The organism is Streptomyces sp. NPDC055966, from assembly GCF_042269865.1.
Classification (GTDB): Bacteria; Actinomycetota; Actinomycetes; order Streptomycetales; family Streptomycetaceae; genus Streptomyces.
On sequence record NZ_JBHJYK010000019.1, the window covers coordinates 211526 to 233576 of the forward strand.

At 68.4% G+C, this 22051-nt stretch carries 23 protein-coding genes and 6 pseudogenes; 14 read left to right on the plus strand and 15 right to left on the minus strand.

Annotation, left to right across the window (positions count from 1 at the left end; genetic code table 11):
- Positions 1–51 precede the first annotated feature (51 nt).
- Both ACFC8N_RS34625 and ACFC8N_RS34630 read right to left on the minus strand, forming a co-directional pair.
- Positions 52–288 carry a hypothetical protein gene (locus ACFC8N_RS34625; RefSeq protein WP_376292696.1) on the minus strand — a complete coding sequence of 79 codons (237 nt, stop codon included), beginning with the start codon at positions 286–288 and terminating at the stop codon, positions 52–54.
- 358 nt (positions 289–646) lie between these two features.
- The gene (locus tag ACFC8N_RS34630; protein ID WP_362817329.1) at positions 647–1246 is read right to left on the minus strand and encodes a TetR/AcrR family transcriptional regulator; all 600 of its coding nucleotides are present in this window, start codon (positions 1244–1246) and stop codon (positions 647–649) included.
- Positions 1247–1361: 115 nt separating this feature from the next.
- Between ACFC8N_RS34630 and ACFC8N_RS34635 the strand changes: the two genes are divergently transcribed.
- From ACFC8N_RS34635 to ACFC8N_RS34675, 9 genes and pseudogenes are all read left to right on the plus strand, one after another.
- The gene (locus tag ACFC8N_RS34635) at positions 1362–2327 is read left to right on the plus strand and encodes an NADP-dependent oxidoreductase (protein WP_376292699.1); all 966 of its coding nucleotides are present in this window, start codon (positions 1362–1364) and stop codon (positions 2325–2327) included.
- A gap of 91 nt (positions 2328–2418) precedes the next feature.
- Positions 2419–2571, plus strand: a pseudogene (locus ACFC8N_RS34640) (transposase family protein); the annotation flags it as partial.
- A gap of 315 nt (positions 2572–2886) precedes the next feature.
- Positions 2887–3336, plus strand: coding sequence for a transposase (locus tag ACFC8N_RS34645; RefSeq protein WP_376292791.1), 450 nt, complete (start codon positions 2887–2889; stop codon positions 3334–3336).
- Entirely contained in the window at positions 3333–3704 is a 372-nt protein-coding gene (locus ACFC8N_RS34650; protein WP_376292702.1) for a transposase, read from the plus strand. The genes ACFC8N_RS34645 and ACFC8N_RS34650 overlap by 4 nt, the downstream gene beginning before the upstream one ends.
- Before the next feature lie 282 nt (positions 3705–3986).
- The gene (locus ACFC8N_RS34655; RefSeq protein WP_356027944.1) at positions 3987–4403 is read left to right on the plus strand and encodes a hypothetical protein; all 417 of its coding nucleotides are present in this window, start codon (positions 3987–3989) and stop codon (positions 4401–4403) included.
- Positions 4404–4741: 338 nt separating this feature from the next.
- Positions 4742–5593, plus strand: coding sequence for a putative RNA methyltransferase (locus ACFC8N_RS34660; RefSeq protein WP_376292704.1), 852 nt, complete (start codon positions 4742–4744; stop codon positions 5591–5593).
- Positions 5590–5950, plus strand: a pseudogene (locus tag ACFC8N_RS34665) (IS5 family transposase); the annotation flags it as partial. The gene ACFC8N_RS34660 and the pseudogene ACFC8N_RS34665, both read left to right, overlap by 4 nt.
- Before the next feature lie 63 nt (positions 5951–6013).
- Positions 6014–6220 (plus strand): annotated as a pseudogene (locus ACFC8N_RS34670) (IS5/IS1182 family transposase); the annotation flags it as partial.
- Positions 6221–6257: 37 nt separating this feature from the next.
- Positions 6258–6545 (plus strand): annotated as a pseudogene (locus ACFC8N_RS34675) (transposase); the annotation flags it as partial.
- A gap of 835 nt (positions 6546–7380) precedes the next feature.
- Here ACFC8N_RS34675 and ACFC8N_RS34680 read toward each other — a convergent pair.
- Entirely contained in the window at positions 7381–8151 is a 771-nt protein-coding gene (locus ACFC8N_RS34680) for a TetR/AcrR family transcriptional regulator (RefSeq protein ID WP_376292706.1), read from the minus strand.
- 80 nt (positions 8152–8231) lie between these two features.
- On the opposite strand from ACFC8N_RS34680, the gene ACFC8N_RS34685 reads away from it, so the two are divergent.
- The gene (locus ACFC8N_RS34685) at positions 8232–9173 is read left to right on the plus strand and encodes an NmrA family NAD(P)-binding protein (RefSeq protein WP_376292709.1); all 942 of its coding nucleotides are present in this window, start codon (positions 8232–8234) and stop codon (positions 9171–9173) included.
- A 160-nt stretch (positions 9174–9333) separates the two neighbouring features.
- Here ACFC8N_RS34685 and ACFC8N_RS34690 read toward each other — a convergent pair.
- From ACFC8N_RS34690 to ACFC8N_RS34725, 8 genes and pseudogenes are all read right to left on the minus strand, one after another.
- Positions 9334–9562, minus strand: a pseudogene (locus ACFC8N_RS34690) (Tn3 family transposase); the annotation flags it as partial.
- A 634-nt stretch (positions 9563–10196) separates the two neighbouring features.
- Positions 10197–11036: an ABC transporter permease gene (locus tag ACFC8N_RS34695; RefSeq protein ID WP_376292711.1), complete on the minus strand. Its 840-nt coding sequence runs from the start codon at positions 11034–11036 to the stop codon at positions 10197–10199.
- The gene (locus ACFC8N_RS34700) at positions 11033–11638 is read right to left on the minus strand and encodes an ABC transporter ATP-binding protein (protein ID WP_362817339.1); all 606 of its coding nucleotides are present in this window, start codon (positions 11636–11638) and stop codon (positions 11033–11035) included. The genes ACFC8N_RS34695 and ACFC8N_RS34700 overlap by 4 nt, the downstream gene beginning before the upstream one ends.
- 7 nt (positions 11639–11645) lie before the next feature.
- The gene (locus tag ACFC8N_RS34705; protein ID WP_362817588.1) at positions 11646–12599 is read right to left on the minus strand and encodes a polyprenyl synthetase family protein; all 954 of its coding nucleotides are present in this window, start codon (positions 12597–12599) and stop codon (positions 11646–11648) included.
- A 116-nt stretch (positions 12600–12715) separates the two neighbouring features.
- Positions 12716–13624: a phytoene/squalene synthase family protein gene (locus ACFC8N_RS34710; RefSeq protein WP_376292714.1), complete on the minus strand. Its 909-nt coding sequence runs from the start codon at positions 13622–13624 to the stop codon at positions 12716–12718.
- A 36-nt stretch (positions 13625–13660) separates the two neighbouring features.
- A complete protein-coding gene (locus ACFC8N_RS34715) occupies positions 13661–14209 on the minus strand; it encodes a transposase (protein WP_376292717.1) in 549 nt (182 codons plus the stop codon).
- Positions 14149–14571 (minus strand): hypothetical protein, encoded by a 423-nt coding sequence (locus ACFC8N_RS34720; RefSeq protein WP_376292719.1) that lies wholly within the window; start codon positions 14569–14571, stop codon positions 14149–14151. The genes ACFC8N_RS34715 and ACFC8N_RS34720 overlap by 61 nt, the downstream gene beginning before the upstream one ends.
- Complete coding sequence (locus tag ACFC8N_RS34725) at positions 14568–14696, minus strand: hypothetical protein (RefSeq protein ID WP_356027960.1); 129 nt, start codon at positions 14694–14696, stop codon at positions 14568–14570. Before ACFC8N_RS34725 ends, ACFC8N_RS34720 begins: the two co-directional genes overlap by 4 nt.
- 246 nt (positions 14697–14942) lie before the next feature.
- On the opposite strand from ACFC8N_RS34725, the pseudogene ACFC8N_RS34730 reads away from it, so the two are divergent.
- A pseudogene (locus ACFC8N_RS34730) lies at positions 14943–15452 on the plus strand (IS5/IS1182 family transposase); the annotation flags it as partial.
- Between the two features lie 58 nt (positions 15453–15510).
- Here ACFC8N_RS34730 and ACFC8N_RS34735 read toward each other — a convergent pair.
- Together ACFC8N_RS34735 and ACFC8N_RS34740 are read right to left on the minus strand one after the other, a co-directional pair.
- Entirely contained in the window at positions 15511–16278 is a 768-nt protein-coding gene (locus ACFC8N_RS34735; RefSeq protein WP_376292721.1) for an alpha/beta hydrolase, read from the minus strand.
- 425 nt (positions 16279–16703) lie between these two features.
- Entirely contained in the window at positions 16704–17192 is a 489-nt protein-coding gene (locus ACFC8N_RS34740; RefSeq protein ID WP_376292722.1) for a MarR family winged helix-turn-helix transcriptional regulator, read from the minus strand.
- An 89-nt stretch (positions 17193–17281) separates the two neighbouring features.
- Between ACFC8N_RS34740 and ACFC8N_RS34745 the strand changes: the two genes are divergently transcribed.
- Positions 17282–17869 (plus strand): NADPH-dependent FMN reductase, encoded by a 588-nt coding sequence (locus ACFC8N_RS34745; RefSeq protein ID WP_376292724.1) that lies wholly within the window; start codon positions 17282–17284, stop codon positions 17867–17869.
- Positions 17870–18224: 355 nt separating this feature from the next.
- Here the strand turns inward: ACFC8N_RS34745 and ACFC8N_RS34750 are convergent, their stop codons facing one another.
- Positions 18225–19241: an SMP-30/gluconolactonase/LRE family protein gene (locus ACFC8N_RS34750; protein ID WP_356027967.1), complete on the minus strand. Its 1017-nt coding sequence runs from the start codon at positions 19239–19241 to the stop codon at positions 18225–18227.
- A gap of 500 nt (positions 19242–19741) precedes the next feature.
- On the opposite strand from ACFC8N_RS34750, the gene ACFC8N_RS34755 reads away from it, so the two are divergent.
- On the plus strand, positions 19742–20506 hold the full coding sequence (locus tag ACFC8N_RS34755; RefSeq protein WP_376292726.1) for a hypothetical protein: 765 nt from the start codon (positions 19742–19744) through the stop codon (positions 20504–20506).
- Between the two features lie 57 nt (positions 20507–20563).
- Positions 20564–20914, plus strand: a complete 351-nt coding sequence (locus ACFC8N_RS34760) for a DUF6207 family protein (RefSeq protein WP_376292794.1) — start codon at positions 20564–20566, stop codon at positions 20912–20914.
- A gap of 650 nt (positions 20915–21564) precedes the next feature.
- Here the strand turns inward: ACFC8N_RS34760 and ACFC8N_RS34765 are convergent.
- On the minus strand, positions 21565–21975 hold the full coding sequence (locus ACFC8N_RS34765) for a VOC family protein (RefSeq protein WP_356027970.1): 411 nt from the start codon (positions 21973–21975) through the stop codon (positions 21565–21567).
- Between the last annotated feature and the right edge of the window lie 76 nt (positions 21976–22051).

Consider the following 22051-nt stretch of genomic DNA (forward strand, 5'->3'; position numbering starts at 1 on the left):
AGGTCCGCTGAGCACAAAGAGAAGGCCCGGCGCGCTGCAGGCGTGTCTGTGTCAGCTGGTGTTCGGCGTCGAGATGATCGTGTTGCGGAGCCAGCGATGTGCGGCGTCGTCGTCCAGGCGGGGATGCCAGGACATCGCGTAGCTCATCGGGCCGATCTCCTCCGGTGCCGGGATGACGGTGGTGACACCCGGAGCCGCGTGCTGGATGGCGAAACTCGTCGGCAGCGTCGCCACCAGCGAGGTACCCGGGACCGAGCCGGCGGCCGCTGCGTGGTAGGGCACGGTCACGCTCGCCCGCCTCGGCCTGGCCTTCGCCCTGTGGCGGCCCGCAGGCCGACTCCTGCGCCGACAAGGTGTCCCGTCAGCCGGCCTCGCCCAGCCATAGGGGCAGTGACACGTGCGGACCGCTGTCGGCATGCTTCGGCGGGTGTCCTGCGTAGACGTAGACCTGATAGGGCGACGCCCCGCCCGCTCCGGCGGGGCATCGTCGTGCCGCAGGGCGATCCAGGTCAGAGGCGCCAATATCGTGGAGATCCATAACGGCTCCTCGAACTTGACCGTGGCCTCACAGTCTTGATGAATGGGCGACGGCTGAAACCTCGTGCGATGCCGCGCATAGGCCGCTGGTGAGACGCTGCTGTTCGCGTCAGATTGTGCCCGGCGGAGGTTGGGGCAGTGGGTGGGCTCCTTCGGGGCGCAGGCCGTCGAAGATGATCGCGAGGTATCGCTGCCACAGGTCTGGTGAGGCGTCCGGGACGGAGCTGGTCACGTAGTTGGGCGCGCACATCAGCAGGGTGACGTCGGTACCGGTGACGTCGGGCCGGATGGCGCCGTCCGCACGGGCCCGGTCGACCAGGGTGTCGATGGTCTGGAACATGGCCGTGCGCGCGTGGCCGACTTCGGGGCGGGTGTCGCCGGCCTCCTGCAGGAACGACAGGTCGCGTTGTTGCCGCCGGTGTGCGGCGGCGGCGAGGAACTCCAGCAACGCGCCGCCGGGGTCGTCGGAGTCCAGCAGGCGTTCGCCGATGGCGGTGAGGGCTTGGATGCGGTCCAGCACGATGGCGGCGATCAGGTCGTCTTTGGTCGGGAAGTGGCGGAAGACAGTGCCTTTCCCGATCCCGGCCCGGCGGGCGATATCGGCGACCGAGGCGTCCAGTCCGTGCTCGGCGAACTCGTCGGCCGCCGCCGCCAGCAGCAGTGCGCGGTTGCGGGCGGCGTCGGCGCGTAGCGGGCGGGACGTGGTCATGGTCGCAGCCTAACAAGTTGACCGCCCGGTCCGGTTATCGCTAGCGTCTTCCGCCGGGGCAGAACATGACCGCCCGGTCCGCTTTTCTGGAGGGGCTTTGAACAACCACCGATCGATGAAAGCCGTCGTCGCGACCGCCTACGGACCGCCGGAGCAGTACACGGTGGCCGAGGTCCCCATTCCTCGACCCGGCCCAGGACAGATCCAGGTACGGATCGCCGCCGCGGCGATCAATCCGGCCGACGTCCGACTGCCCAGCGGCGAGTTCGGCGACGCCGTGCGGCTGGAGTTCCCGCACATCCCCGGCAACGACTTCGCCGGAACCGTCACCGAAGTCGGCGACGACGTCACCGCCTACCGAGTCGGTGATGAGGTGTTCGGCCTGGCCGTGCCTCGGGCGTTACGCGCGATGGCCGGCAAGCGCCCGTCGGTGGGCACCGGCACGCTGGCCGAGTACGCCGTCATCGAGGCGGACACCCCGCTTGTCGCGCACCGCCCGGCCGAGTTGCCGGCCGAGGACGCGGCGGCGCTGGCCACCGCGGGACTGACCGCGCGGGCGATCGCGACGACCGCGAACATCCGACAGGGCGAGCACGTGTTGGTTGTCGGGGCGACCGGCGGCGTCGGCACCGCGTTGATTCCGCTGCTGGCCGCGGCGAAGGCCCACGTGACCGCCACAGCGACCGACGCCGACGCCGACGTACTGCGCGAGCTCGGTGCAGCCGAGATCATCGGCTATCAGCCGGCGGACTACCCCGCCGGCATCGACGTCGCTGTCAACGTGGTCCTGCCGGGCGACCGCCTGACCGGCCTTGCCGCGGCGCTGCGTCCCGGCGGCCGGCTCCTCACTATCACCTACCCGGTGCCGACGCCGGAGCTGATCGGCCGTGACGATGTCGAGATGCACTTTGTCCTCGACATGGACGGCGACCTCGGCGGCATGCGTGAAGTCGGCGACGCAGCCGTGCGTGGAGAACTGCGTGCCACGATCGGACACCGGTACCGGCTCGACCGCGGCCCGCAGGCATGCGCTGACTTCCTCCGCGTGCACACCACGGGCAAGCTCGTCGTCACGAGGTAACCGTGTATCCCGTCGGCACGAAGGACGTCCCATCGGCGCCTCGCAGGCCACGAGCAGGCGAAGCGCCGATGGGCGAACCCTTAACGTCCGGATGCTGACACTGGTCACGGCCTGCCGGGACGCGTGGCATTGCCCGGGATGCGGGCAGCGCGCAAGTAGATCGTCAGGGCTGGTGACCACTACTCCGCGGGACCTGCCGCTGGCGGGGAGGCTGACACTACTGCGATGGACGAAACGCCGGTGGGAGTGCCGTAACCCTGCATGTGACCGTCGGTCGTTCACCGAATCGCTGCCGGCGATCCCCGCGCGCTCCCGCCTGACCAGCAGGCTGCGGGCCTCGGCAGGGGCAGCGGTCGCCGACGCCGGCCGGCCGGTCCTGCAGTCGGCCCGGGACCACGAGTTGTCATGGCCGGTCGTGCACGCGGCGTTCGTCGCACACGCACAGGCGGTGCTTCCGCGGGCGACACCGAGCGTCAAGCACCTGGGGACGTATGAGACCCGACGCGGCAGGGCGAAATTCCGCCGTGTCCCCGGGTCCGGTGGTGCCGAGGTCTGGGAGGTGGTGCCGGACCGACGGCATGTCGGGTTCTGTGACCTGACCGCTGGCGCCGGGCTGCTCGGGCAGGTCGAGGGCCGCACCGCCGCGTCGGTATCGGAGTGGATCGAGGCACAAGCCGCCGAGTGGCGGGCCGGGGTGAAGGCCGTCGCCATCGACATGTGCACCGTCTTCAAAGCCGCCGTCACCACATCCCTGCCGCACGCAGTGCTGGTCGTGGACCGGTTCCACATCGTGCAACTGGCTAACAACGCGGTCATCGAGGTCCGCCGCCGCGTCACCCTGACCCAGCGCGGCAGGCGCGGGCGCAAGGGCAACCGGGAGTGGCAGCTGCGTAACCGGCTGACCAGGGCGGCCTCCCGGATACACGCCGACCACCTCGATCCAAGGTCGACGACCTCAAGGCGCTGCCGAAGAACATCAGCGAACCGATCCTGGCGGCCTGGAAGGTGAAGGAGGATCTGCGCGACCTGCTGGAACTGCACGGCACCAACCCCACCCGACAGCAGATCGGCCAACTGCTCACACAGTTCTACGAGTCTGCCGCCGCCAGCGGTCTTCCAGAAGTGGAGCGCCTGGCCACCACCGTCAACACGTGGTGGCCGCAGATCCTGTCTGGGATCACCACGGGGATCACGAATGCCGCCTCTGAAGGCATCAACCGCACAATCAAGACCGACGCCCGCTGCGCCTACGGCTACCGCAACCCCGCCAACCAGCGACTCCGCGGCCATTGCACCACCATCCGACGCGCACGAGGGCACCTCACGGCTCACCCCAGCGGACCCCACGGCCGACCCCGAAAGCACTCAAACCCTTGATGCCACGGTCAAGCTCGATGAGCCGGATGGGCATCGTTCTGTGGATGGGCAGTGCACTCACTGTGCGGTCCGACACCGGAAGCATCCCCTCACCGTGCAAAGAGATCCTTCCGCCCCACCCCCTCACGGTCATACCTTCGGACCACGGAGCCGCAGGCGGGGGTGTACGGATTCGTACGGGAAACGAGACTCCACACAGCCACACTGAGCAACCTGGTTGAGCCTCCGCACAAGGCGGGGTCAACCGGCCATGCCTGGCAGTGATCACACACAGGGGGATTCATGAAGCTCAGGATTCGACTCGCGGCCGGCGCCGCAGCTCTGGCAGTGTCCACGTTCGGACTGGTTGGGCTCGGCGCGACGACTGCTCACGCGGTTGACAGCTACTACTGCGGCGACGGTGTGAAGCTCGGCAACGGCACGGTGGTGGAGGAATGCCTCCACCTCGGTGGCAACGGGTACTGGCAGCCCTACGTGTTCGTTGGCGCTTTCACGAACGTGATTTCGGGGTCCCAGTGGATCAACTCGAACGGGCAACATGGTGATATCACCAACATCGCCACCGGGCAGTACTGGGCCGGCAACATCTGGGGAAAGTCCACCAACTGGCGGTCTAGCTGCTACGTCCAGGCTCAGGTGAGCATCGACTTTCCTGGCGAGGCATACAACCTGTTCTCGCCGTCGGAGTACGTGTGCTGATAAGCCGGGACACCCAGCGAGCGACCTGAGAAGCGCGAAGCTCCGGTGCCGTAGTGGGCGGCCGGGCCACTCCGCCAGGTCGTGTCTCCCAACTCCTGTGGGGCACGGGGGCTTCGCCGATGCTCGTAGACTCGTGACGTGGCATTCATGAGCACCCCGCACTGCTGCTTCCTGTGATCGGAAGGCGTTGAGGGCGATGTCGGACGGCGTCGCCCTCCTTGGTGTGCCTGCTGCGTGAACCACGGTTCCAGCGCTGCCCGTTCCTTCCTGAGGCAGTGACGCTCTGAGCGCGCGTGCAGGCACGATCCCCTGCCTTCACCCCTTGCCAGGAGTGCCTCGTGCCCGTGTCGCTTTCCCCTGCCCTTGAACTGTCCCTCGACCTGCTGCGTTGCCCGACGTGCCGCACGCGTCACCTGCACCCCGACCGCGGCGCACTGCGTTGCCAGGTGGGCCATACCTTCGACGTCGCCCGCCATGGCTACGCCAGCCTGCTGACGGGCACCCGCGGCATCAGCGGCGACGACGCGGCCATGGTCCAGGCCCGGGACCGGTTCCTGTCCACCGGCGCCTACGCGCCCATCCGCGAAGTCGGGGCCCGCCTGGTGGCCGGCGCCGTGTCTGAGCAGGCCACGGTTGTGGACGTGGGATGCGGCACGGGCTACTACCTGGCCGGCGTACTCGACCAGTTGCCCGGCGCCCGTGGTCTGGGACTGGACACGTCGGTGCGCGCGCTGCGCTCGGCGGCCCGTGCCCACGACCGAGCCGCTGCGGTGGCCTGGGACGTCTACCGTCCCTTCCCGCTGGCCGACGGGGTGGCCGACATCGTGCTGGACGTGTTCGCCCCGCGCAACCCGACCGAGTTCCACCGCGTGCTGCGCCCGACCGGGCGGCTGATCGTGATCCGTCCCAGCGATCGGCATCTGGCCGAGCTGCGCGACCGGTTGCCTGGGATGGTCGCCATCGACCCCGCCAAGGAGCAGCGCCTGCACCGGGCGCTGGGCCCGTTCTTCGATGCCGTCGTCACCGAACAGGTGGAGTACCCCGCGACCCTGTCCAGGCTGGATGTCCTGGACCTGGTGGCGATGACGCCGAGCGCACGCCACGTGAGTCGTGCTGACCTGAACCATGACGGCCTCCTGCCCGACCAGGTCACCGTCTCCGTACTGGCCACCGCCTATCAGCCTCGGTGACCACGAGCGGGCGCGTGCCACTGCTGACCGACCAGCAGTGGGCACGCCTGGCGCCCTGCCTTCCCTGCAACGCCGGAAAGGCAGGGCGTCCGTTCACCGACCACCGTCGCATCATCGAAGGGGTCTTCTACCGGTACCGCACCGGAATCCCCTGGAGAGATCTGCCCCGCGAAGCATTCGGTCCCTGGCAGACGGTAGGGAAGCGCCATCGCAAGTGGGCGGCTGACGGCACCTGGGACACGGTTCTGGCCCAGCTGACCGCCCAGGCGGATTCGACCGACGGAATCGACTGGACCGTCTCGGTCGACTCGACAATCAACCGGGCCCACCAACACGCCACGAACACGGCACGGCCGGAGAACACCGGCGCAGCCACCTGCCGCAGCAAGGGCGAAGCTCCTGCCACCAGGGGCAAGCCAGGGCCACGCAATAGGCCGATCCCGCGGCGGCCTGACAACCAAGATCCATCACGCCGTGGACGGCTACGGCCGCCCGCTGGCCGTCGTAGTTACCCCGGGCCAGGAACACGACGCGCAGGTCCTCCCCTTCTTGCTGGGCGACGTCCGAGTCCCGCGACTTGGCCGCGGCAGGCAGCGCACCGCGCCGGACGCACTGCTCGCAGATAAGAAGCCATCTCATTTGGAGTGTTCGGTAGGGGCACGGCGTGGGGATCGTCGAGCGGCTGGTGTCGGATGAGTTGTGGGAGTTGTTCCAGCGGGTGGTGCCGGAGGCGCCGACTCGTCCGCAGGGTGGCGGCCGGCGCTGTCACGGTGACCGGGAAGTGCTGGCCGTGATCGTGTTCGTGGCCACGTCGGGCTGTACGTGGCAGCAGTTGCCGTCCGCGTCGTTCGGGCCCTCGGGAGCGACGGCCCACCGGCGATTCACCGAGTGGTCGAAGGCCCGGGTATGGGCGAAGCTGCACCGCCTGGTGCTCGACGAGCTCGGGGTGAGACTGCCCGGCCGAAGGTCGAGGCCGACGTGGACCTGGGTGTCTTCCTGTGCCCGGACGTCGACACGCCGGGCCGGAGTCGACTTTGGTGTCCAACAAGGGTGTTCAACAAAGGAGGGCTTTTGGGAACGCGGCTTTTTGATGGGTCCTCCGGAACGTGCGGCGGGTCCTGTTTCGCTCTCGACCGCCCGGCTGGTACCAGTCCTCAGGGCGGCACCCGGAGATATCCCGAAGGCATCCCTGAGGGCCTGTCAGGGTTTTCCCTGCCTGCCCATGCGCCACCACTTGTCGTGGGATCGTGAGCGAACCTCGGTGCGACTCGCACCGATCGCTCTGCGCGATCCGGACCAGCATCCGAACGGCGCGTCACGACACCCTGGGGCAAGGGCGATTACGGCATCGTACGGTCAGTACTCGGTAAGTTCTGCGGACTGTTTAGCAGGCGCTAGGTGCGAAACGGGCGGCGCGGGTGAGGAGGTGGGCTGGGGGACCTCTTCCGTGTCAGGGCAGCACGAGCGGCGAAGCCTCCAACGTAGGCGCAGGCCGATACACGTCCAGACGCTGTCCGCTGGCTCCATACACGAGCCCGGTCACCACCGCGACATCCACGGTCCACACTGCCGGCCTTGTTCTGCATGACGTTGTGGCGCATCGCGCGCCCGGCCATGCTGGTCGAGTTCGTCATGGCGTCCGGCCCGGCGAGGAGTGCGTCTGCTGCGGCGTCGCAGCACGGCGTGCACGATGTGGTCGGTGATCACCGGGCGCCGCGTGCTTGGCCGTGTCAAGTCCGTCGAGCGTGGACTGCCGGGCCGACGAGAAGAACACGACTCCAGCCCGTTCAGCCCGCGAGGCGTCGACGGCGGGCCCGCTGCCGGCAAGTAGCCCCGCAGTAACGTACCGGGCGACCGGTGGGCCGGACCGTGAGCGTAGCCCCGCATTCCTCACAGAACACGACGGTTTCCCGGCGGACACCGAGGCCATCACGAAAGCCTTGTCGTTCCGTGACGATGGCGGAAGGGCGCAGACCATCCAGGGTCAGCTGGACGAGTCTGAGGCCGGCCGACCGATCGCGGCGGGCAGCGAGCATCGAGGCGCATCCGACGGTGAGTGAGACGACATCGTCGGGGACGATGTCAGCGCGGACACCGCCGGCCCGCTGCGCCGCGTGGAGTAGCGCGGTCAGGACCTGGCGGAATCGCAGCACGAACGCCGTGAGCATCGGGCGTGGCCAACTCGCGTCGGCGGCCACGACATCGCATATATGCCCGCGCTTGTGGGACTTCTCGACGACGTCCATCAGGAACCCGAAGAACGCCTCGGTGGGCGCGAATCGGGCCATCCGTCGCTCGCCCGAGGCGACCAGTTCGTCCAGGTGCTGGACGAACACCGCCTCAAGGAGAGCCTGTTTATTCGGAAAGTGCCGGTACACGGTGCCGGCGCCGACACCGGCCCGGCGCGCGATCTCGCCGAGCGGGACGTCGAGTCCCTGCTCGGCGAATGCCTCACCAGCGGCGGACAGCACCTTGGCCCGGTTGCGGCGGGCATCGGCCCGGTCGCCACCGCTGATCACTGTAGTCATGTCACGAAACCCCTTGTGCGCCCGACCCAACCGGGTTGAAGTATTCCAGATATCCCCGGGTCCACCACCCTGTCCATAGCAACCGGCCCCCGGGGAAAGGAGAGGACGACATGGCCGCCGAACCAATCCATTCCGTCACCGGCCCGACCCAGGGCCCCGCCGACGGCCCCGTCGCTGTGACCGGCGCGACCGGCAAGCAGGGTGGCGCGACGGCGCGACGGCTGCTGGCCAGCGGCCGACCGGTGCGCGCGCTGGTGCGGGACAAGACCGCGCCCGCCGCCGCAGCACTCGCGGACGCAGGAGCCGAGTTGGCCCTCGCAGACTTCGACGAGCCGTCAGGCCTGGCGCCGGCACTTGATGGCACCACCGCTCTGTTCGCCGTGCCGCCGGTTGTCTACGGGCCAGCCGGCAGCAACCCAGAACTGGAGTTCACGCGCGGCCGGGCCCTGGCCGACGCAGCAGCTGCCGCAGGTGTCCGCCACGTGGTGTTCACCGGTGTCGCCTCGACCTCGGGAGACGCGTTCGCGGCCCCGGGAAAGCGGCGCATCGAGCAGTACCTGCGCGAACAGATCCCACTCGTGACCGTGCTGCGCCCGGTACGGTTCATGACGAACTACCTCGGGGAGTCCGGCATCGGCCTCGACGGGTTCGTTGACGGCGTCCATCGGCACCTCTTTCCGCCGAACGAGCCTGTCCAGATCATCGCCCTCGAAGACATCGCCGAGTTCGCCGCTCTGGCCTTCGAGCAACCGGACCGGTTCGCTGGACGGACTCTGGAGTTGGCCGGTGACAACCCGACCCCGGCTGAGGCCGTCGCCGCGATCAGTGCTGCCACCGGAGTCGCGGTGCACTACGAGCAGCTCACCCACGACGAGGCCGCCGCGCTGAACCCGGGGATCGCCGAGACCCGGCAACGGTGGATCTCTGGCCAACGCTGGCACGCCGACATCGAGGCTCTGCGGGTCATCCATCCCGGACTGCGCACCCTGGCGGACTGGCTCTCCGAGGGCGGCGCCGCCGCACTGCGCATCCGGTTGCTCGGCACCCCGTAGCAGCAGGCTGCGCCTGGCCGCCCGGGTGATCCTTCAGGCATCCGATTGCTTCCGGCGACCTGGTTGCCCACCGCCTGGAACAGCGCCCGCCCCTCGGGGTGCATCCAGGCCCCGTGACACGCCAGGCCAGGTGCCCCAGAGGGGGCCGTCGGCTGATGTCTCACTCGTCCTCGGGCGCCTCGGGGTCGCGCAGGGGGCGTCGCCCTACGGGCAGGTGGGGGAGTTGGAACGAGTACCGGCCGTGCATGTCGATGTGCTGCCGTACGAAGGGAGAGATGGGCCACGCCCCTGTCGCGGACGTCGGAGCCGTCCGCACGCAGTTGGTTCACCGCGGCGTCCGTGTACCGGGTGTTGAACAGGAGCAGGGCGTTGAGGACCAGGCCGAGTGCCAGCCCCCCAGCCCCCTCCACCAAGGACCGCCGACACGCGAAGACACGGTTTCGCCTTCCTGTACGAGCGCATGCGGGCCGGGGGCGTCGGCCCCGTCCTCACCCTCACCCACAGCGGCCGCGTCGCCGGCGCGATCGGCCCCATGCAGACCATGATCGACGCGACCGGACGGGGTGGAGCAGCCGGCGGCGGGAGCTGCGGGTACGTCGGGTGGAACGCCAGCAGCCGGGTGAGGCCAGCCGTGGCAAACCACGCCAACTGCATGAGCGGGCACCGGGGGACGGTGGTACGGGAGAAACCCGCCTCGGTGGCTGCCTGTATGGCGCCGCAAGAAGGCAGGTAACGGGGGTGATGGCGGTGTCGGCTCCGGAACTCACGACGCGTTCGGCAGTGCAAGGTCGACGATGCTGGGCATCACGATGGCGTACATGCCTTCGGCCTCTTGCGCAGCAGAGTGCCGAAGACGACTCCGAGCTACGCCGTAGGTCATGTCGGCGCAGAAGAGTGCCGCGGCGAGCAGAACTGGCTGGCGGGGTGTCCAGGTCAGGCAGGTGATCGCGCCATCTGGCGCTTGTGGCCGGGTATGCGGCCGAGCCGTCGGACGAGCCGACGCGGCATGGCAGGTGAGGCTGTTCAGCGCGGGGTGCGGGGGTGCGGCGATCGGGGTTGGTCGCGGCGCGGGCGCGGGAGGTCGGATGGCAGGCCGTTGACGGGCGGGAGGGTGTTGCGGGTGCGGTGATGGAAAGTGAGGAGACTGACCAGAGCGGCTGCGGTGAACCACAGGAGTTGGACGCCGAGGTAGGTGGGGGTGGCGATGGTGGAGAAACCGGCGGCTGTGGCGGTCTGCATGGCGCCGTAGGAGGGCAGCAGGCGGATGAAGGGGCTGTTGGCTCCTGAGCTGGCCATGGGGTTCTGCAGAGCCACGTCGACGACACTGGTCATGATCATCAGGAACATGCCCTCTACTTCGCGCCGTAGCAGGGAACCGTAGACGACTCCGAGAGCACCGTAGGTGAGGGCGGCTCCGAAGAGGGCAGCGGCGAGTTGGACGGGTTGTTTGGGGGACCACGCGGCACAGATGACGGCGGTGGCGTAGGTGGCGACGGCTGCGGAGGCGAGGGTCAGGGAGGTCGTCTTGGCGAGGACCAGGTGAGTGCGCGGGTAGCCCGCCAGGGCCAGGCGCCGGTCGAAGCGGCCGCTGTTGAAGGTGGCCGCGAACATCATGAAGCCGGTGATCAGCGTGACGGCGTTGAGAGCGCCGGTGATCTGGGTGAGCAGGTTGCCGGCCGGGGCGAGCCGCTCGCCTGTGGCATTCAGTTGGAATGGGACGAGTTTGTCAGGGATGACGAGGTAGGCGAGGGTGACCCAGACGGGGACGTACAGGGCGACCAGGAGCATGGCGAAGGTGTTGCGGGCGTGCTCGATCAGGTCGTACCGGGTGGCGGTGGTGTAAAGAGCGAGGTGCCGTTTCACGCCGCCACCGCCGTGCCGCGGGTGAGGGTGCCGTTGTCCAGGTGCCAGAGTTCGTCGAGGCGTTCGATGTCGTAGGCCAGGTGGGACACGACCAGGACGGAGCGGCCGGCGCTGCGCAGGCGGCTCGCGAGGCCCCAGAACTGCTGGTACGTGTCCCAGTCGAAGCCCTGGTAGGGCTCGTCCAGCAGCAGGACCTGCGGGTCGTGCATGAGAGCGAGGGTCAGGTTGAGTTTCTGCCGGGTGCCGCCGCTGAGGTCGCCGGAGCGTTCGTCGGCGTACTCGGCGAACCCCAGTGTTTCCATGATCGCCTCGGCATGGTGCAGGTCGGGCAGGCCGAAGGCGGCCTGGAAGAACTTCAGGTGTTGGTGGACGGTCAGGGCGTCATTGAGGACCACGTCCTGCGGGCAGTAGCCGAAGCGGCCCTGATGGCGGACCGTTCCCCGGTCCGGGCGCAGTTCGCCGGAGAGGATTTTCAGCAGGGTGGACTTGCCTGCCCCGTTCTCCCCGACGATTCCGACCACGGCACCGGGACCCAGGTCCAGGTGGATTCCTCGCAACACTTTCCGCTGACCGTACGCATGGTGCAGATCTTTGACCTCCATCACTCGGTCACCGGGTACGGTCGACGACCGTCGTGGTCAGTTCTTCCAGCCTGTGCCGGGCAGCCGAGGGAGGAAGCTGGGCCAGTGCGTCCCGCGCGTTCGCGGCATGCGTCAGGGCCATGTCGGTGGCCTGGTCGAGAGCACCGCTGCGGACGAGGACCTCGGACAGCCGCTGGTGAGCGGTGACGGCATCAGTCTCTTCGACGAACAGGTCGTGGAGCGTGTCCCGGTCGGCGCCGTCGGCGGCGTCCCGCGCGAGGAGGACCGGGACGGTGGGCTGCCGGTTCGCCACATCGCTGAGCGCGCCGGGGTTCTCGGTGCCGTGCGTTCCGGCTGCGTAGGGAAGGAGATCGTCGCGGATCTGGAAGGCCACGCCGAGTTCCTCGCCGTAGGTGCGCAGTGCCGCCTCGTGGTCGGCCGGGGCGTCGGCGAGGATCGCGCCGGCCTGGCATGCGGCACTGGTCAGCGCTCCGGTCTTGCCCCGGATGATCTCCAGCACGGTCGCCAGTACACAGGTGAGATCTCCGCGGACAAGAGCCTCCTGGGCGATGGCAGCAGCCGTGTGCTTGAGCGCGTCCGCCGCGACGCGCCCCGCCCGCAGGACGCGGTCGGCGGGCAATCCTGCTTCGGTGCCGGCGAGCATCGCCACGTACGCGGTGGAAGCCAGCCCGTCACCGGCCATCAGCGCCATGCTGATACCGAAGTGCTCCGCAGCCGAAGCTCGTGCGCGGCGGACGGGGGCCTGGTCGATGACGTCGTCATGCATCAAGGTCGCCACATGCAGGCATTCCAGACCGGCGGCAAACGACAACGTCTTGTCCACCGTGCCCCCTGATGCGGCCGCGGACCACACGCACAGCCTGGGGCGCAGCAGTTTGCCCGACGGAAACAGCGCGTCCAGGCACGCGACGCTCATCAGGTTTTCCCCGGCGCCCACCCAACGCCGGATCTCCTGCTCCACCAACTGGTTGACGGTCCGGTCATCCAACTCGCTGCCTGCCGTTCCGGTTGTGTCCGACACTTTGGTCGTCATGGGTTCCTCCCCCAGTTCTCACTCAACGTAGTCAGGCTCCCGCTTCAGCCCGCCAGGGCGGCACGCCACAGGCCCAGCCCCGCCTGAACCATCGGTCCTGTCGGTGGAACGGCGACGCACCGCAGGATGGAGGGACCCGCCGCGAGGACGGCGGAGCACAGCGCACGGGTGAGGGTGTCGAACGCAGGCGCGTACCGGTGCAGCCATGGGTGCTGCCGTGTGCTGTCCAACAAGGCCGGCAAGCCACTGGTGATGCGTGCCACTTCGAACGCGATCAGCTCCCTGGTGGCCGCCGTCCATCGCCCGGCCTCCAGATCCTCCCTGCGCACGCCGAACCGGTCGAGGTCCTCAAGCGGCAGATACAGCTGTCCCTCGCGCAGGTCCTCCGACAGATCGGCCAGACAATCCACCATCTGGAACGCGTCGCCGTAGCCGCGCACGATGCCCTCGCCGACCTGTCCGGCCTCGCCGAGCGCATCCCATGTCGACATGATCAAAACAGCGGAAGCCCCGCTGCTGCCGGTCGCCCAGGTCTGCCAGTCCTCGTAGGTGGCGAACTCGGTCGCCTCCCAGCTGCGGCGGAGCGCGGCAAAGCACTCTTCCATCAGGGCCCGGGGCGGGCTGTCGAAAACAGTGCTGCACGCGTGAGCCGCCGCGTGCAGGACCGGATCCGAACTGCCCCCGGATTCCAGAGCGGCGTACCAGGCGTCAATCCACTCGTCCAGACGCCGAAGGCGCGCCTCGGGTGGCCCTGTGTCCACCCGGTCGTCAGCTTCGAGGATCACCATGGTCATGGCGGCGGCGTGGGCGCGTCTCTCGGGTGGCGCCGCGAGGGTCCCTACCCAGCCCACACCGCCACGTTCCCGCAAAGCGGCGCGGGCACAGACGGTGTAACACTCCCGCAGCACCGGATCCTTGATTCCTGCTGCGTCCAGCCAGCGTCGTACCAGCACGGCACCCCCACTCGACTCCCCGGCCAAACCGGACTCTCACAGGTCCGCCCGGGCTGACGCAGGCGAGCCGAGGAGGCTCAACTCAATGAGGTGAACTGATTCGCCCCCAAGGGTGTCTGGCTGTTGCGGCATTGACCGTGAGTGCGTGACGCTGACACGAAAAATAGAGTGTGTGCGGGTCAGGCTGTGGGGACGGAGTCGAAGGCGGACGGTGGGACCGAGGCGGTTGGCTTCCTTGGTCATGCGTCGGATGGCGCGTTCGGGGTCGCGTCGGGTGAAGTAGTCGGCTCCCAGGTCCTGGTCGGTGGTCTTGTTGCGGAGGATGTGCCAGATCGCGATGGCGGTCTTGTGTATCACGGCGACCTGGGCCCGCCGCCGGCCACGCCAGGTGGCGACGCGCCGGTAGTAGGCGCTGAGGTAGCAGTCCTTGTTCCGGATCGCCGCCATCGCGGCAACGCCCAGTACGCGCTTGTGGTTGCTGCCCTGCCGGGTGCGGCCGGACTTGTTGACACCGGCGGATTCGTTCATCCCCGGACAGACCTCGATCCAGCAGGCGAGGTGCCCGGCGGTGGCGAACTGCGCCATGTCACCGCCGGTCTCGGCGATGACGATCTGGGCGGCTGCGGGGCTGATGCCGGGATGGTGTCGAGGTCGGCCACGTTCTGATCGTGCCCTAGGCGGGCGAGGAGCGCGGTGATCCGGGCGTCAATCCGGTCGGCCGCGGAAGTGAGGCGGTCGGTCTTCTCCAGGTAGTGGCGGCACATGAACGCGTGGTGGTCGGTGACCTGTCCGTACAGGGCATCGATCAGCGCCGGGACCTTGCTGCGGCCCCGGCGGACGGCGAGTTCGGCGAGTGTCCCGGGATCGCGCTCACCGTTGATGAGCGTGCCCAGAATGGCCCGGCCGTCGGCTCCGGTGATGTCGGAGAGCACCGAGGAAAGCTTCACCCCGTGTCCTCGAGTTCCTTCTCCAGGCGCTGGGCCTCCTGCCCGCAGGTGGTGACCAGTTCGGTGCAGCGGCGGGTCAGGCCGCGCAGCTCGCGGATCTCCCGCTCGGGCACGAAGGAGCCCATGACCATGCCCGAGGCGCCGGCCCGGCCAGCAACGCGGCATCGCTGGGATCGCTCATGTGCCCTCGGATGCCCTTGAGGCGGGCCGGGTTGACCAGCATCAGGTTCAGATGCGGGTGCAGGGTGTAGTAGAGATGGCGCCAGTAGTCCGAGGTGGCCTTGAGCACCACTACCTCGCCCCGGCGTTCGAGCAGCGAGGCCGGCAGAAGGCGGATCTCGGTGCCGCCGGGCCCGGCTCAAGGCGGATCTCGGTGCCGCCGGGCCCGGCTCAAGGCGGCGGCGCTGGGTGGCTCGCGCGGTGGGCTGAGCGGCAAGGTCCGTCTCGCGGCAGACCGTGGATGCCGCCCGCTGGCGTTCGTGCTCACGCCTGGGCAGGCCGTCGGCAGTCCCCGGCTCGTCGCGGTGTCGGACAAGGTCAAGGTGCGCGAACCGGTGGACCGTCCGTGCACCAGACCGGACGCGGTGGCTGCCGATAAGGCGTAGCCCTCGCGGGCGAACCGCGCCCACCTGCGCAGACGCGAGATCAAAGCGGTCATCCAGGAGAAGGCCGATCAGGCTGCGAATCGCAAGAAGCACGCCAGGGATGGCGGTCGACTGATGGTCCATGGCGCCGAGCAGTACAAGGAGCGCAACACGGCGGAACGCTGCATCAACAAGATCCGGGCATGGCGGGTCCTGGCCAGGCGCTACGACAAGACGCCCGCGAGCTGCACGGCGGGGCACCAACTACGTGGATCCATCATCTGGATGCGCAGCCTCAACCCGGGGCCGTGGTCGCGGCGCCTGGCTGGCAAGCCGGACGCCGCCACCGCGCACGTCAGACCGGCGAGGTAATCGGTCGGCCGAGGTGCCGGGCGAAGAACCGGACCGCGCTGTCGGCCTCGAACCGGGGCAATTCCTTGTGCTTGCCCGAGTTCACGTGCAACGACTTCTCCTTCGAGGCGAAGGCGTCGAACAGCGCGAGACCCTCCTGTCGCGAGATGTGCTCGTCGTCCCACTGCATGTCGAACTCGATCGGGATGGTGATCTGCTTCGCCTTCTCGGCCAGGACGTCGGGCCAGTGCTGACCGAAGACCGCGGCCGTGATCCTGGGTTCGATCGCCACGAACGGTATGCCAATCGCGGTGCCCATGTTGATGCCCCAGAAGCCGACCTGCCCGTTGGGGCCGATCTCCGGGAGTTCCTGGAGGGCGTCCAGGGTCGCCTGGTACTCGGGTACGGCGAGCTCCGCCAGGTGGTCGTTGTAGCGCACGACGATCGGGCCTTCCGGTTCGCCCGCCGCCCTCGCCCGGAACAGCTCGGCGATTTCCGCCTCGTCATGTGCCGTGCGCGGCCGGTCGCCGTGACCGGGCGCGTCGATGACGGCGACGTGGAAGCCGCAGCCGGTCACGAGGAGTCGGGCGCGGCCGGACATCGCCGGGTGCTTCTTGTGGTTGCCGCCGCCATGGGCCATCAGAACCAGGGGCGCGCGATCGGCCGCATCGGAGGTCGGCGACCAGAGGACGCCGGGGACGTCGCCCACGGTGAAGTCGCGTTCGAGCATGCCGTTCGACGGCAACTCGGCGGTGAACTGCAGAGAGTGCATAGGTGTTGCCCTTCGGGAGTGCTTGTTGGCGAGGCGCTCCCGGCGACACCTACGTCAGTCGCCGACCGTGACGGTAAGGGAGAGCACCCACGTCGATACAGCGTTCATGGGTCTCACCTCCTGGGGCGGTGTCACGGGCGACTGAAAGCTACCAGCCCGATGATCATCCCTTCAACCCTCTTCCCGCTGGGTCATCAGGACTCCAGACACGCCCTGATCGGCTGGCTCCACCGCACCCGTGGCGTTTGGGAAGATTGCTCCCGCCCCCGCGCTGCGAGGACACTCCGATCATTGGCTCCGTATGGCCTCCCGCGCCCAGTCGGCCTTGGTCTGGGCGAAGCAAGGCCGAGGGAGACCCGCCAGAACCTGTCTGACATGTCCAGGGCTGTATCGGCGGCGTCTGTGAGGGTGGTGTGGGGCGCGGTCTAGGACGCGCCGTCGCCGGCTGTCTCGCTGCGGTGGGACTGGAGGCGTTCGGCTGCTTGCTCGCTCCATGCCCGGATGACTGATGTCTGCTCGGGGGTCAGTGAGTCGAGGAAGTGGCGGCGGATGTTGCCGCCGTGCACGAGGATGGCGTTCTGGGCGGCGCGGCGGCCCTCGGTGGTCAGTCCGATCCCCGCGCGGCGACCATCGGCTCCGTACCGGGTGCGATTGACGAAGCCGCGTTTTTCCATGCGCGTCAGCTGATGTGAGACGCGGCTCTTGTCCCAGTCGAGCGACTCGGAGAGCTCGCCTACACGCATCTCGCGGCCGGCGGCCTGCCACAGTGTCACCAGCACGCTGAACTCGGCCTTCGAGATGTCGCAGTCACGCTGCAGACCACGCTCCAGCTCCCTGGTGAGCAGGCGCTGCGCCCGCATCCAGGTATCCCAGAACTCCCACTCCTCGGGTTCCAGCGATCGAGTCTCCTTCATATCGCCGAGGATACCGCGACCAGCAGAGTTGTCACATCAACACTCTCCAATCTAGAGTTGACGTATCAACTCTTCCGGAAGGGGAGACCATGACACTTCGCATCGCACTCATCCTCGGAAGCACCCGCCCCGGACGTCGCGGCGACCAGATCGCCGCCTGGGCACTGGAGACCGCCCGTGCCCACGGCGGCGCCGACTACGAACTCATCGACCTCGCTGACCACAACCTCGGCAACCTCGACGAGCCCGGCAACCCGAACCTCCAGGAGTACCAGCACGACCACACCCGCACCTGGGGCGCCCTCATCGACAGCTTCGACGGCTACGTGTTCCTCGTCCCCGAGTACAACCACTCCTATCCCGGAGCCCTGAAGAACGCCCTGGACTACGTCTACCGGGAGTGGAACGACAAGGCCGCAGGCATCATCAGCTACGGGGGCTGGGTCGCCGGGGCCCGAGCCGCCGAAGCGCTGCGGCTCGTCCTCGCCGAACTCCAGGTGGCCACGGTCCGCGCCCAGCCCACCATCTCGACACACCCCTCGTTCCACACCGGCACCTTCGCGCCCCAGGAGGGCCTCGACACTGCCCTGGGCGGCATGCTCGATCAGGTGATCGCCTGGTCCGGCGCGCTGCGCGGGGTGCGCCAGGCCAAGACACAGACGGTCGCGGCTGCATGAGGCCAAGTTCGTGGCCGATCACGTGGCAGGACGTGGCGAGCTGACGGACGCTGTACGGCAGGCGCAGCCCCTGCCGCCGGCCGCCGACGGACCCGGCCGCCGGCGGCGCAACCTGCCGGAACACTACGGGCCATGGCCGACGGTCCAGACCCGGCCGCCGACCTGGTCAAGGTCCCGGCGGCGGACTCCACCAAGGCCGCGCTCCGGGCCGGGTCCGTGGTGAACTTCGGCAGCGGGCTTCATGAGCGGCTCAGTTGGCGAGTCCCGCCAGATGGAGGGAGCGCTGGTAGGCGAGGGCGCACTGCCAGGGGGAAGCCGGTGGCGGGAGTGTCCTTCGCCCTGGTCTCTGGCGTGGTCAGCGACTCGCGTCGGTGTGGGCGAGCATGACGATGTCGTCCTCGTGGAGGCTGCCGGCGACCACCGTTCCGCGATGCTCGGCGACGCTGGTTACGAAGCCGTAGTCGACTTCGTCCGTGCGTAGGTCGTGGACGAGGCGGCCGGAGAGGTCGAAGGCCATGACCCAGGCGAGGGGGGTGGGCTTGGGGCGTACGGCCTCGGGCAGGTTCCACAGCAGGATCCGCAGGAATCCCGGCCGGGGGAGCAGCTTGTCGAGGAGTGCGTTGCGGGGCGCGGCGATCGCCACCCACACGAGTCCGTCGCTGCCCAGACTCATGTTGTCGGGCGTGCCGGCGAGGTTCTCGGCGAATGGTTCGACGGTGTCGGCCTTCGGGCCGGTGAGCCAGTAGCGGCTCACCCGATAGCCGGCGGTCTCGGCCACGAGCAGGTAGGACTCGTCCGGCGCGAGCACGAGGCCGTTGGCGAACTTGAGACTGTCGCGCAGAACAGTGACGGTGTTGTCGGGGTCGCGTCGGACGAGCATGCCTGTGCAGGAGTGTTCGACGATGTCGCCGAGATGGTGTTCAAGGTCCCAGCGACGAGTGGAGACGGTGAACCAGACGGTTCCGTCCCGGCTTTCGACCACATTGCTGGCGAAGGTGAGCGGCTTACCGGCGACGGTGTCGACGAGGACGTCGACCGATCCGTCGGCCCCCATGCGCAGCAGTCCGCGGTCGTGGTCGCAGACCAGGACGCTGCCGTCGCCGGACAGTTGGAGTCCCAGAGGCCGGCCGCCGGTGTTGCCCAGCACGGTGCGTGCGCCGCTGGCGAGGTCGAGGCGAATGACGCTGCCGTCGCCGAGACCGGCGAGTACGCGGCCCTGCCGGTCGAAGATCACGTCTTCGGGACCATGGCCGCCGCTCGCGAGTCGGCGGGCGATGGAGAAGCGGCCCGTGACAGGGCTGCGCCCTGCGTCGTCAGGGGCCGGGGGCGGGGTCCAGCGGCGAGGCGAGATGAGGCGGCGGGTCACAGTCACGGCGCCAGTATGGGCCAGCGTTCGCAGGTGCTGGCAGATTACAGGAAACCGCCGGAACGCACCTGGGGAAATCGGGCCAACGGCGCCTACGGTTACCCGGGAACCCTCGACGGGCCGATTCTCGCAAGATGCCTGGCCGCTTGGCCGAGCTGACTGCTCACGGGACCGGGGTAGGGGGTTCAGCCGGTAACAGCCGCGACAGCCTTGACTACTGGGGCGTCTCCGCCTACCAGCTCCAGCGTCCGCTCGACCGCTCCGGCTCATCGAGCAGGTGCTGCTCGACATCACCGGTTGGACGCCGGGCGAGATCGACACCTACGTCTTCCACGGACCGAGCTTGGGCAGTTCGGTCCCGGCGGCCGGGCGCTGTACGACCCGCGCCCGGGCAACCCGGCCTGCTGGGACCGGGATGGCGACATCCCCTGATCGCCCTCTCCTCGGCCGGGCGAAGACACCATACGGGCCGAACTTCCCCTGGACGCCGGGTCGTAGTGCCGTGCATGGACCCGATCCACGACATGCATGTGAGCGAGCCGGGCCCGGTCGTCGTCGACTTCCTGTTGACTGAACTAAAAATGTCGGGGATTTCGATCACGGAGGACTGGATGAGCGTTGTAGAGGCCTACCTGGGCGCCGCGGGGCAGGGGGTAGCACTGTTGGAGGCGCCGGAGGTTGCCACGGCGTGGGAGCAGCCCAGTGCGTTGGCCAAGATGACGGTCGGCGGCTTGGCCGGACATCTCGCCTATCAGATCTTAAGTGTCAGTTCTGCCCTGCAAGTCGGCGCCAACTCGGCCCTGCAGGAGGCCCCTGCCCAAGAGGTGCCGATCCCCCTGCTGGAACATTACGCCCGAGCTGCCTGGATCGATACGCCTCTCGACGGGGAGGTCAACGCCGGCATCCGGGCGAAGGGGGAGGGAATTGCGTCCCAGGGGTCGTTGTGGTTGGCAGAGCTTGCCCGTACCTCGTTCGTAGAGCAGCGGACCAAGCTCGCGGAGTGTGCAGGCGACCAGCCCGTGTTCATGCCGCAGACGGGATGGGCGTTGCGTCTCGATGATTTTCTGGTCACCCGGATGTTGGAGCTCGCCGTGCATATGGACGATCTCGCTGTCAGCGTGGGGCTGGCCGTCCAAGAGCTCCCGGAGGAAGCTTTCGATCTGGTGCTTGTGCTGTTGGCTCGTCTCGCTGCCCGGCGGCATGGCCAAGCCGCGTTGCTGAGAGCATTGGCCCGATTGGAGCGAGCGCCCGCGGCGATCAACGCGATATGACTCGCCGCAGGCGATCAGCTTGGACGATCAGCCCGCTTGCTGATCACTTCGTAGTCCATCGGAGTCGCGGCCGCCAACGACGTAACCGCTCGCGTTCCAGCAGCTGCTCGCCGATCGGCGGCGACATCTTCCGCACAGCACACTACCCACGACGAGGGCGAGCCCGGCGTACGGCTGCGTTGCTACCTGGACCTGCGCCAGCCGATGAGCCCGGCCACATCCGGTAGAGCCGCACCACCCGTGGGGCGGTGTCCCTGCCGCCCCACGGGCTCTGCGCTGTCCTTACGCGCTGAACACCCATCCGCGTTCACCCGTACCTCGTGCCGTAGACCCGCCACACCCGGCCCACCGCGTAACCGCCTGGATACGGAGCCCTCACGTGCCCTGCGACAGGCACTATGGTGCTGACGTGTGCATCTGTGCCGAAGGCGTCCACGACAATATCGGCGCGCCCGGCATCGCCAATTCGTGCTACCGCTATGGCACTTACAACCTGTCGAACCAGGTCAACCGGCATTGGCTAACGGGAGACCGGGACCGACTGGGCGTAGTGGTCAAAGGCGGCCGCAGTGTCCTGTGTGGCGCACTGACCACCGGCGCCACCAGAGCCGGTGCCTGGGACACCAGGATGTGTGAGGGATTGCGTGCCGGCTGCGTCCGGTACGGAACCTGGCCGCGCACGTACCACGGGCGCCGGGGAATGTGGTGTGAAGTCCCCGGGGCCCGCCACATGGGGATTGCGCTGCTCAACGACGGTGCGACCTGGGCGTCGACGGGTGCCGGCGGCGGCTGCTCCCGCAGGGCCTGGGCGACGTTGCGGGGCGACGAGGCGCTTCCGACGTAGCCCCCCCCGGGTCGCCGGACTCCACACCGCCCCGGACCAGATCTTCCCGTCCTCATCGAGGGGTTCTTCGTCTTCGCGTTCCTCGCCCGGCCCGGCGACAGAGTCGCCCACGGCCCTGCGCACCGGCCGTGCCGGGGGGCAGGGCCGGAGCAGGTCCCAGCCGGGGGACTAGGTATCCAGGGGCTGGTGACGTCGGCCCTGGCGGGGACGGCCCTCAGGCTTTCGGCTGCGTGAAGCGGATGCTGTTGCCGAAGGGGTCGCGCAGGGCGCAGTCGATTCCGTACGGACGCTCGGTGGGTTCCTCGGTGAACTCCACGCCCCGGTCGCGCAGCGTCTCGTACGTCTTACGGCAGTCGTCGGTGCTGAAGATGAGCGAGCCGCCCATTGCGCCCTTGGTGATCAGCTCGCGGACCTGCTGCGCCGTCTCCTCGGACAGCGCCGGAGGGCCCGGTCGCTCCAGCAGGATCTGGCGGTCGGGGTGAGCGGGGATGCTGACCGTCAGCCAGCGCATGAAGCCCAGGTCGACGTCGGCGTTGACCTCCAGGCCGAGCTTGCCGACATAGAAGTCGAGGGCCTCGTTCTGGTCGAGGACGTAGATCTGCGAGTGTGTGATGGCGTTGAACATGTGCATCACGCTAGTGGGCGGGCCGGACGAAAACTTATCCAAAACTGCTCAGTCGACGGACGGTGCCCGTAACGCG

Coding starts and splice junctions, on each gene's coding strand:
- ACFC8N_RS34630 (WP_362817329.1), bottom strand. CDS start 1,246: ATGACCACGTCCCGCCCGCTACGCGCCGACGCCGCCCGCAACCGCGCA.
- ACFC8N_RS34635 (WP_376292699.1), top strand. CDS start 1,362: ATGAAAGCCGTCGTCGCGACCGCCTACGGACCGCCGGAGCAGTACACG.
- ACFC8N_RS34655 (WP_356027944.1), top strand. CDS start 3,987: ATGAAGCTCAGGATTCGACTCGCGGCCGGCGCCGCAGCTCTGGCAGTG.
- ACFC8N_RS34685 (WP_376292709.1), top strand. CDS start 8,232: ATGGCCGCCGAACCAATCCATTCCGTCACCGGCCCGACCCAGGGCCCC.
- ACFC8N_RS34700 (WP_362817339.1), bottom strand. CDS start 11,638: ATGGAGGTCAAAGATCTGCACCATGCGTACGGTCAGCGGAAAGTGTTG.
- ACFC8N_RS34715 (WP_376292717.1), bottom strand. CDS start 14,209: ATGGCGCAGTTCGCCACCGCCGGGCACCTCGCCTGCTGGATCGAGGTC.
- ACFC8N_RS34725 (WP_356027960.1), bottom strand. CDS start 14,696: ATGGGCTCCTTCGTGCCCGAGCGGGAGATCCGCGAGCTGCGCGGCCTG.
- ACFC8N_RS34735 (WP_376292721.1), bottom strand. CDS start 16,278: ATGCACTCTCTGCAGTTCACCGCCGAGTTGCCGTCGAACGGCATGCTC.
- ACFC8N_RS34740 (WP_376292722.1), bottom strand. CDS start 17,192: ATGAAGGAGACTCGATCGCTGGAACCCGAGGAGTGGGAGTTCTGGGAT.
- ACFC8N_RS34745 (WP_376292724.1), top strand. CDS start 17,282: ATGACACTTCGCATCGCACTCATCCTCGGAAGCACCCGCCCCGGACGT.
- ACFC8N_RS34755 (WP_376292726.1), top strand. CDS start 19,742: ATGGACCCGATCCACGACATGCATGTGAGCGAGCCGGGCCCGGTCGTC.
- ACFC8N_RS34765 (WP_356027970.1), bottom strand. CDS start 21,975: ATGTTCAACGCCATCACACACTCGCAGATCTACGTCCTCGACCAGAAC.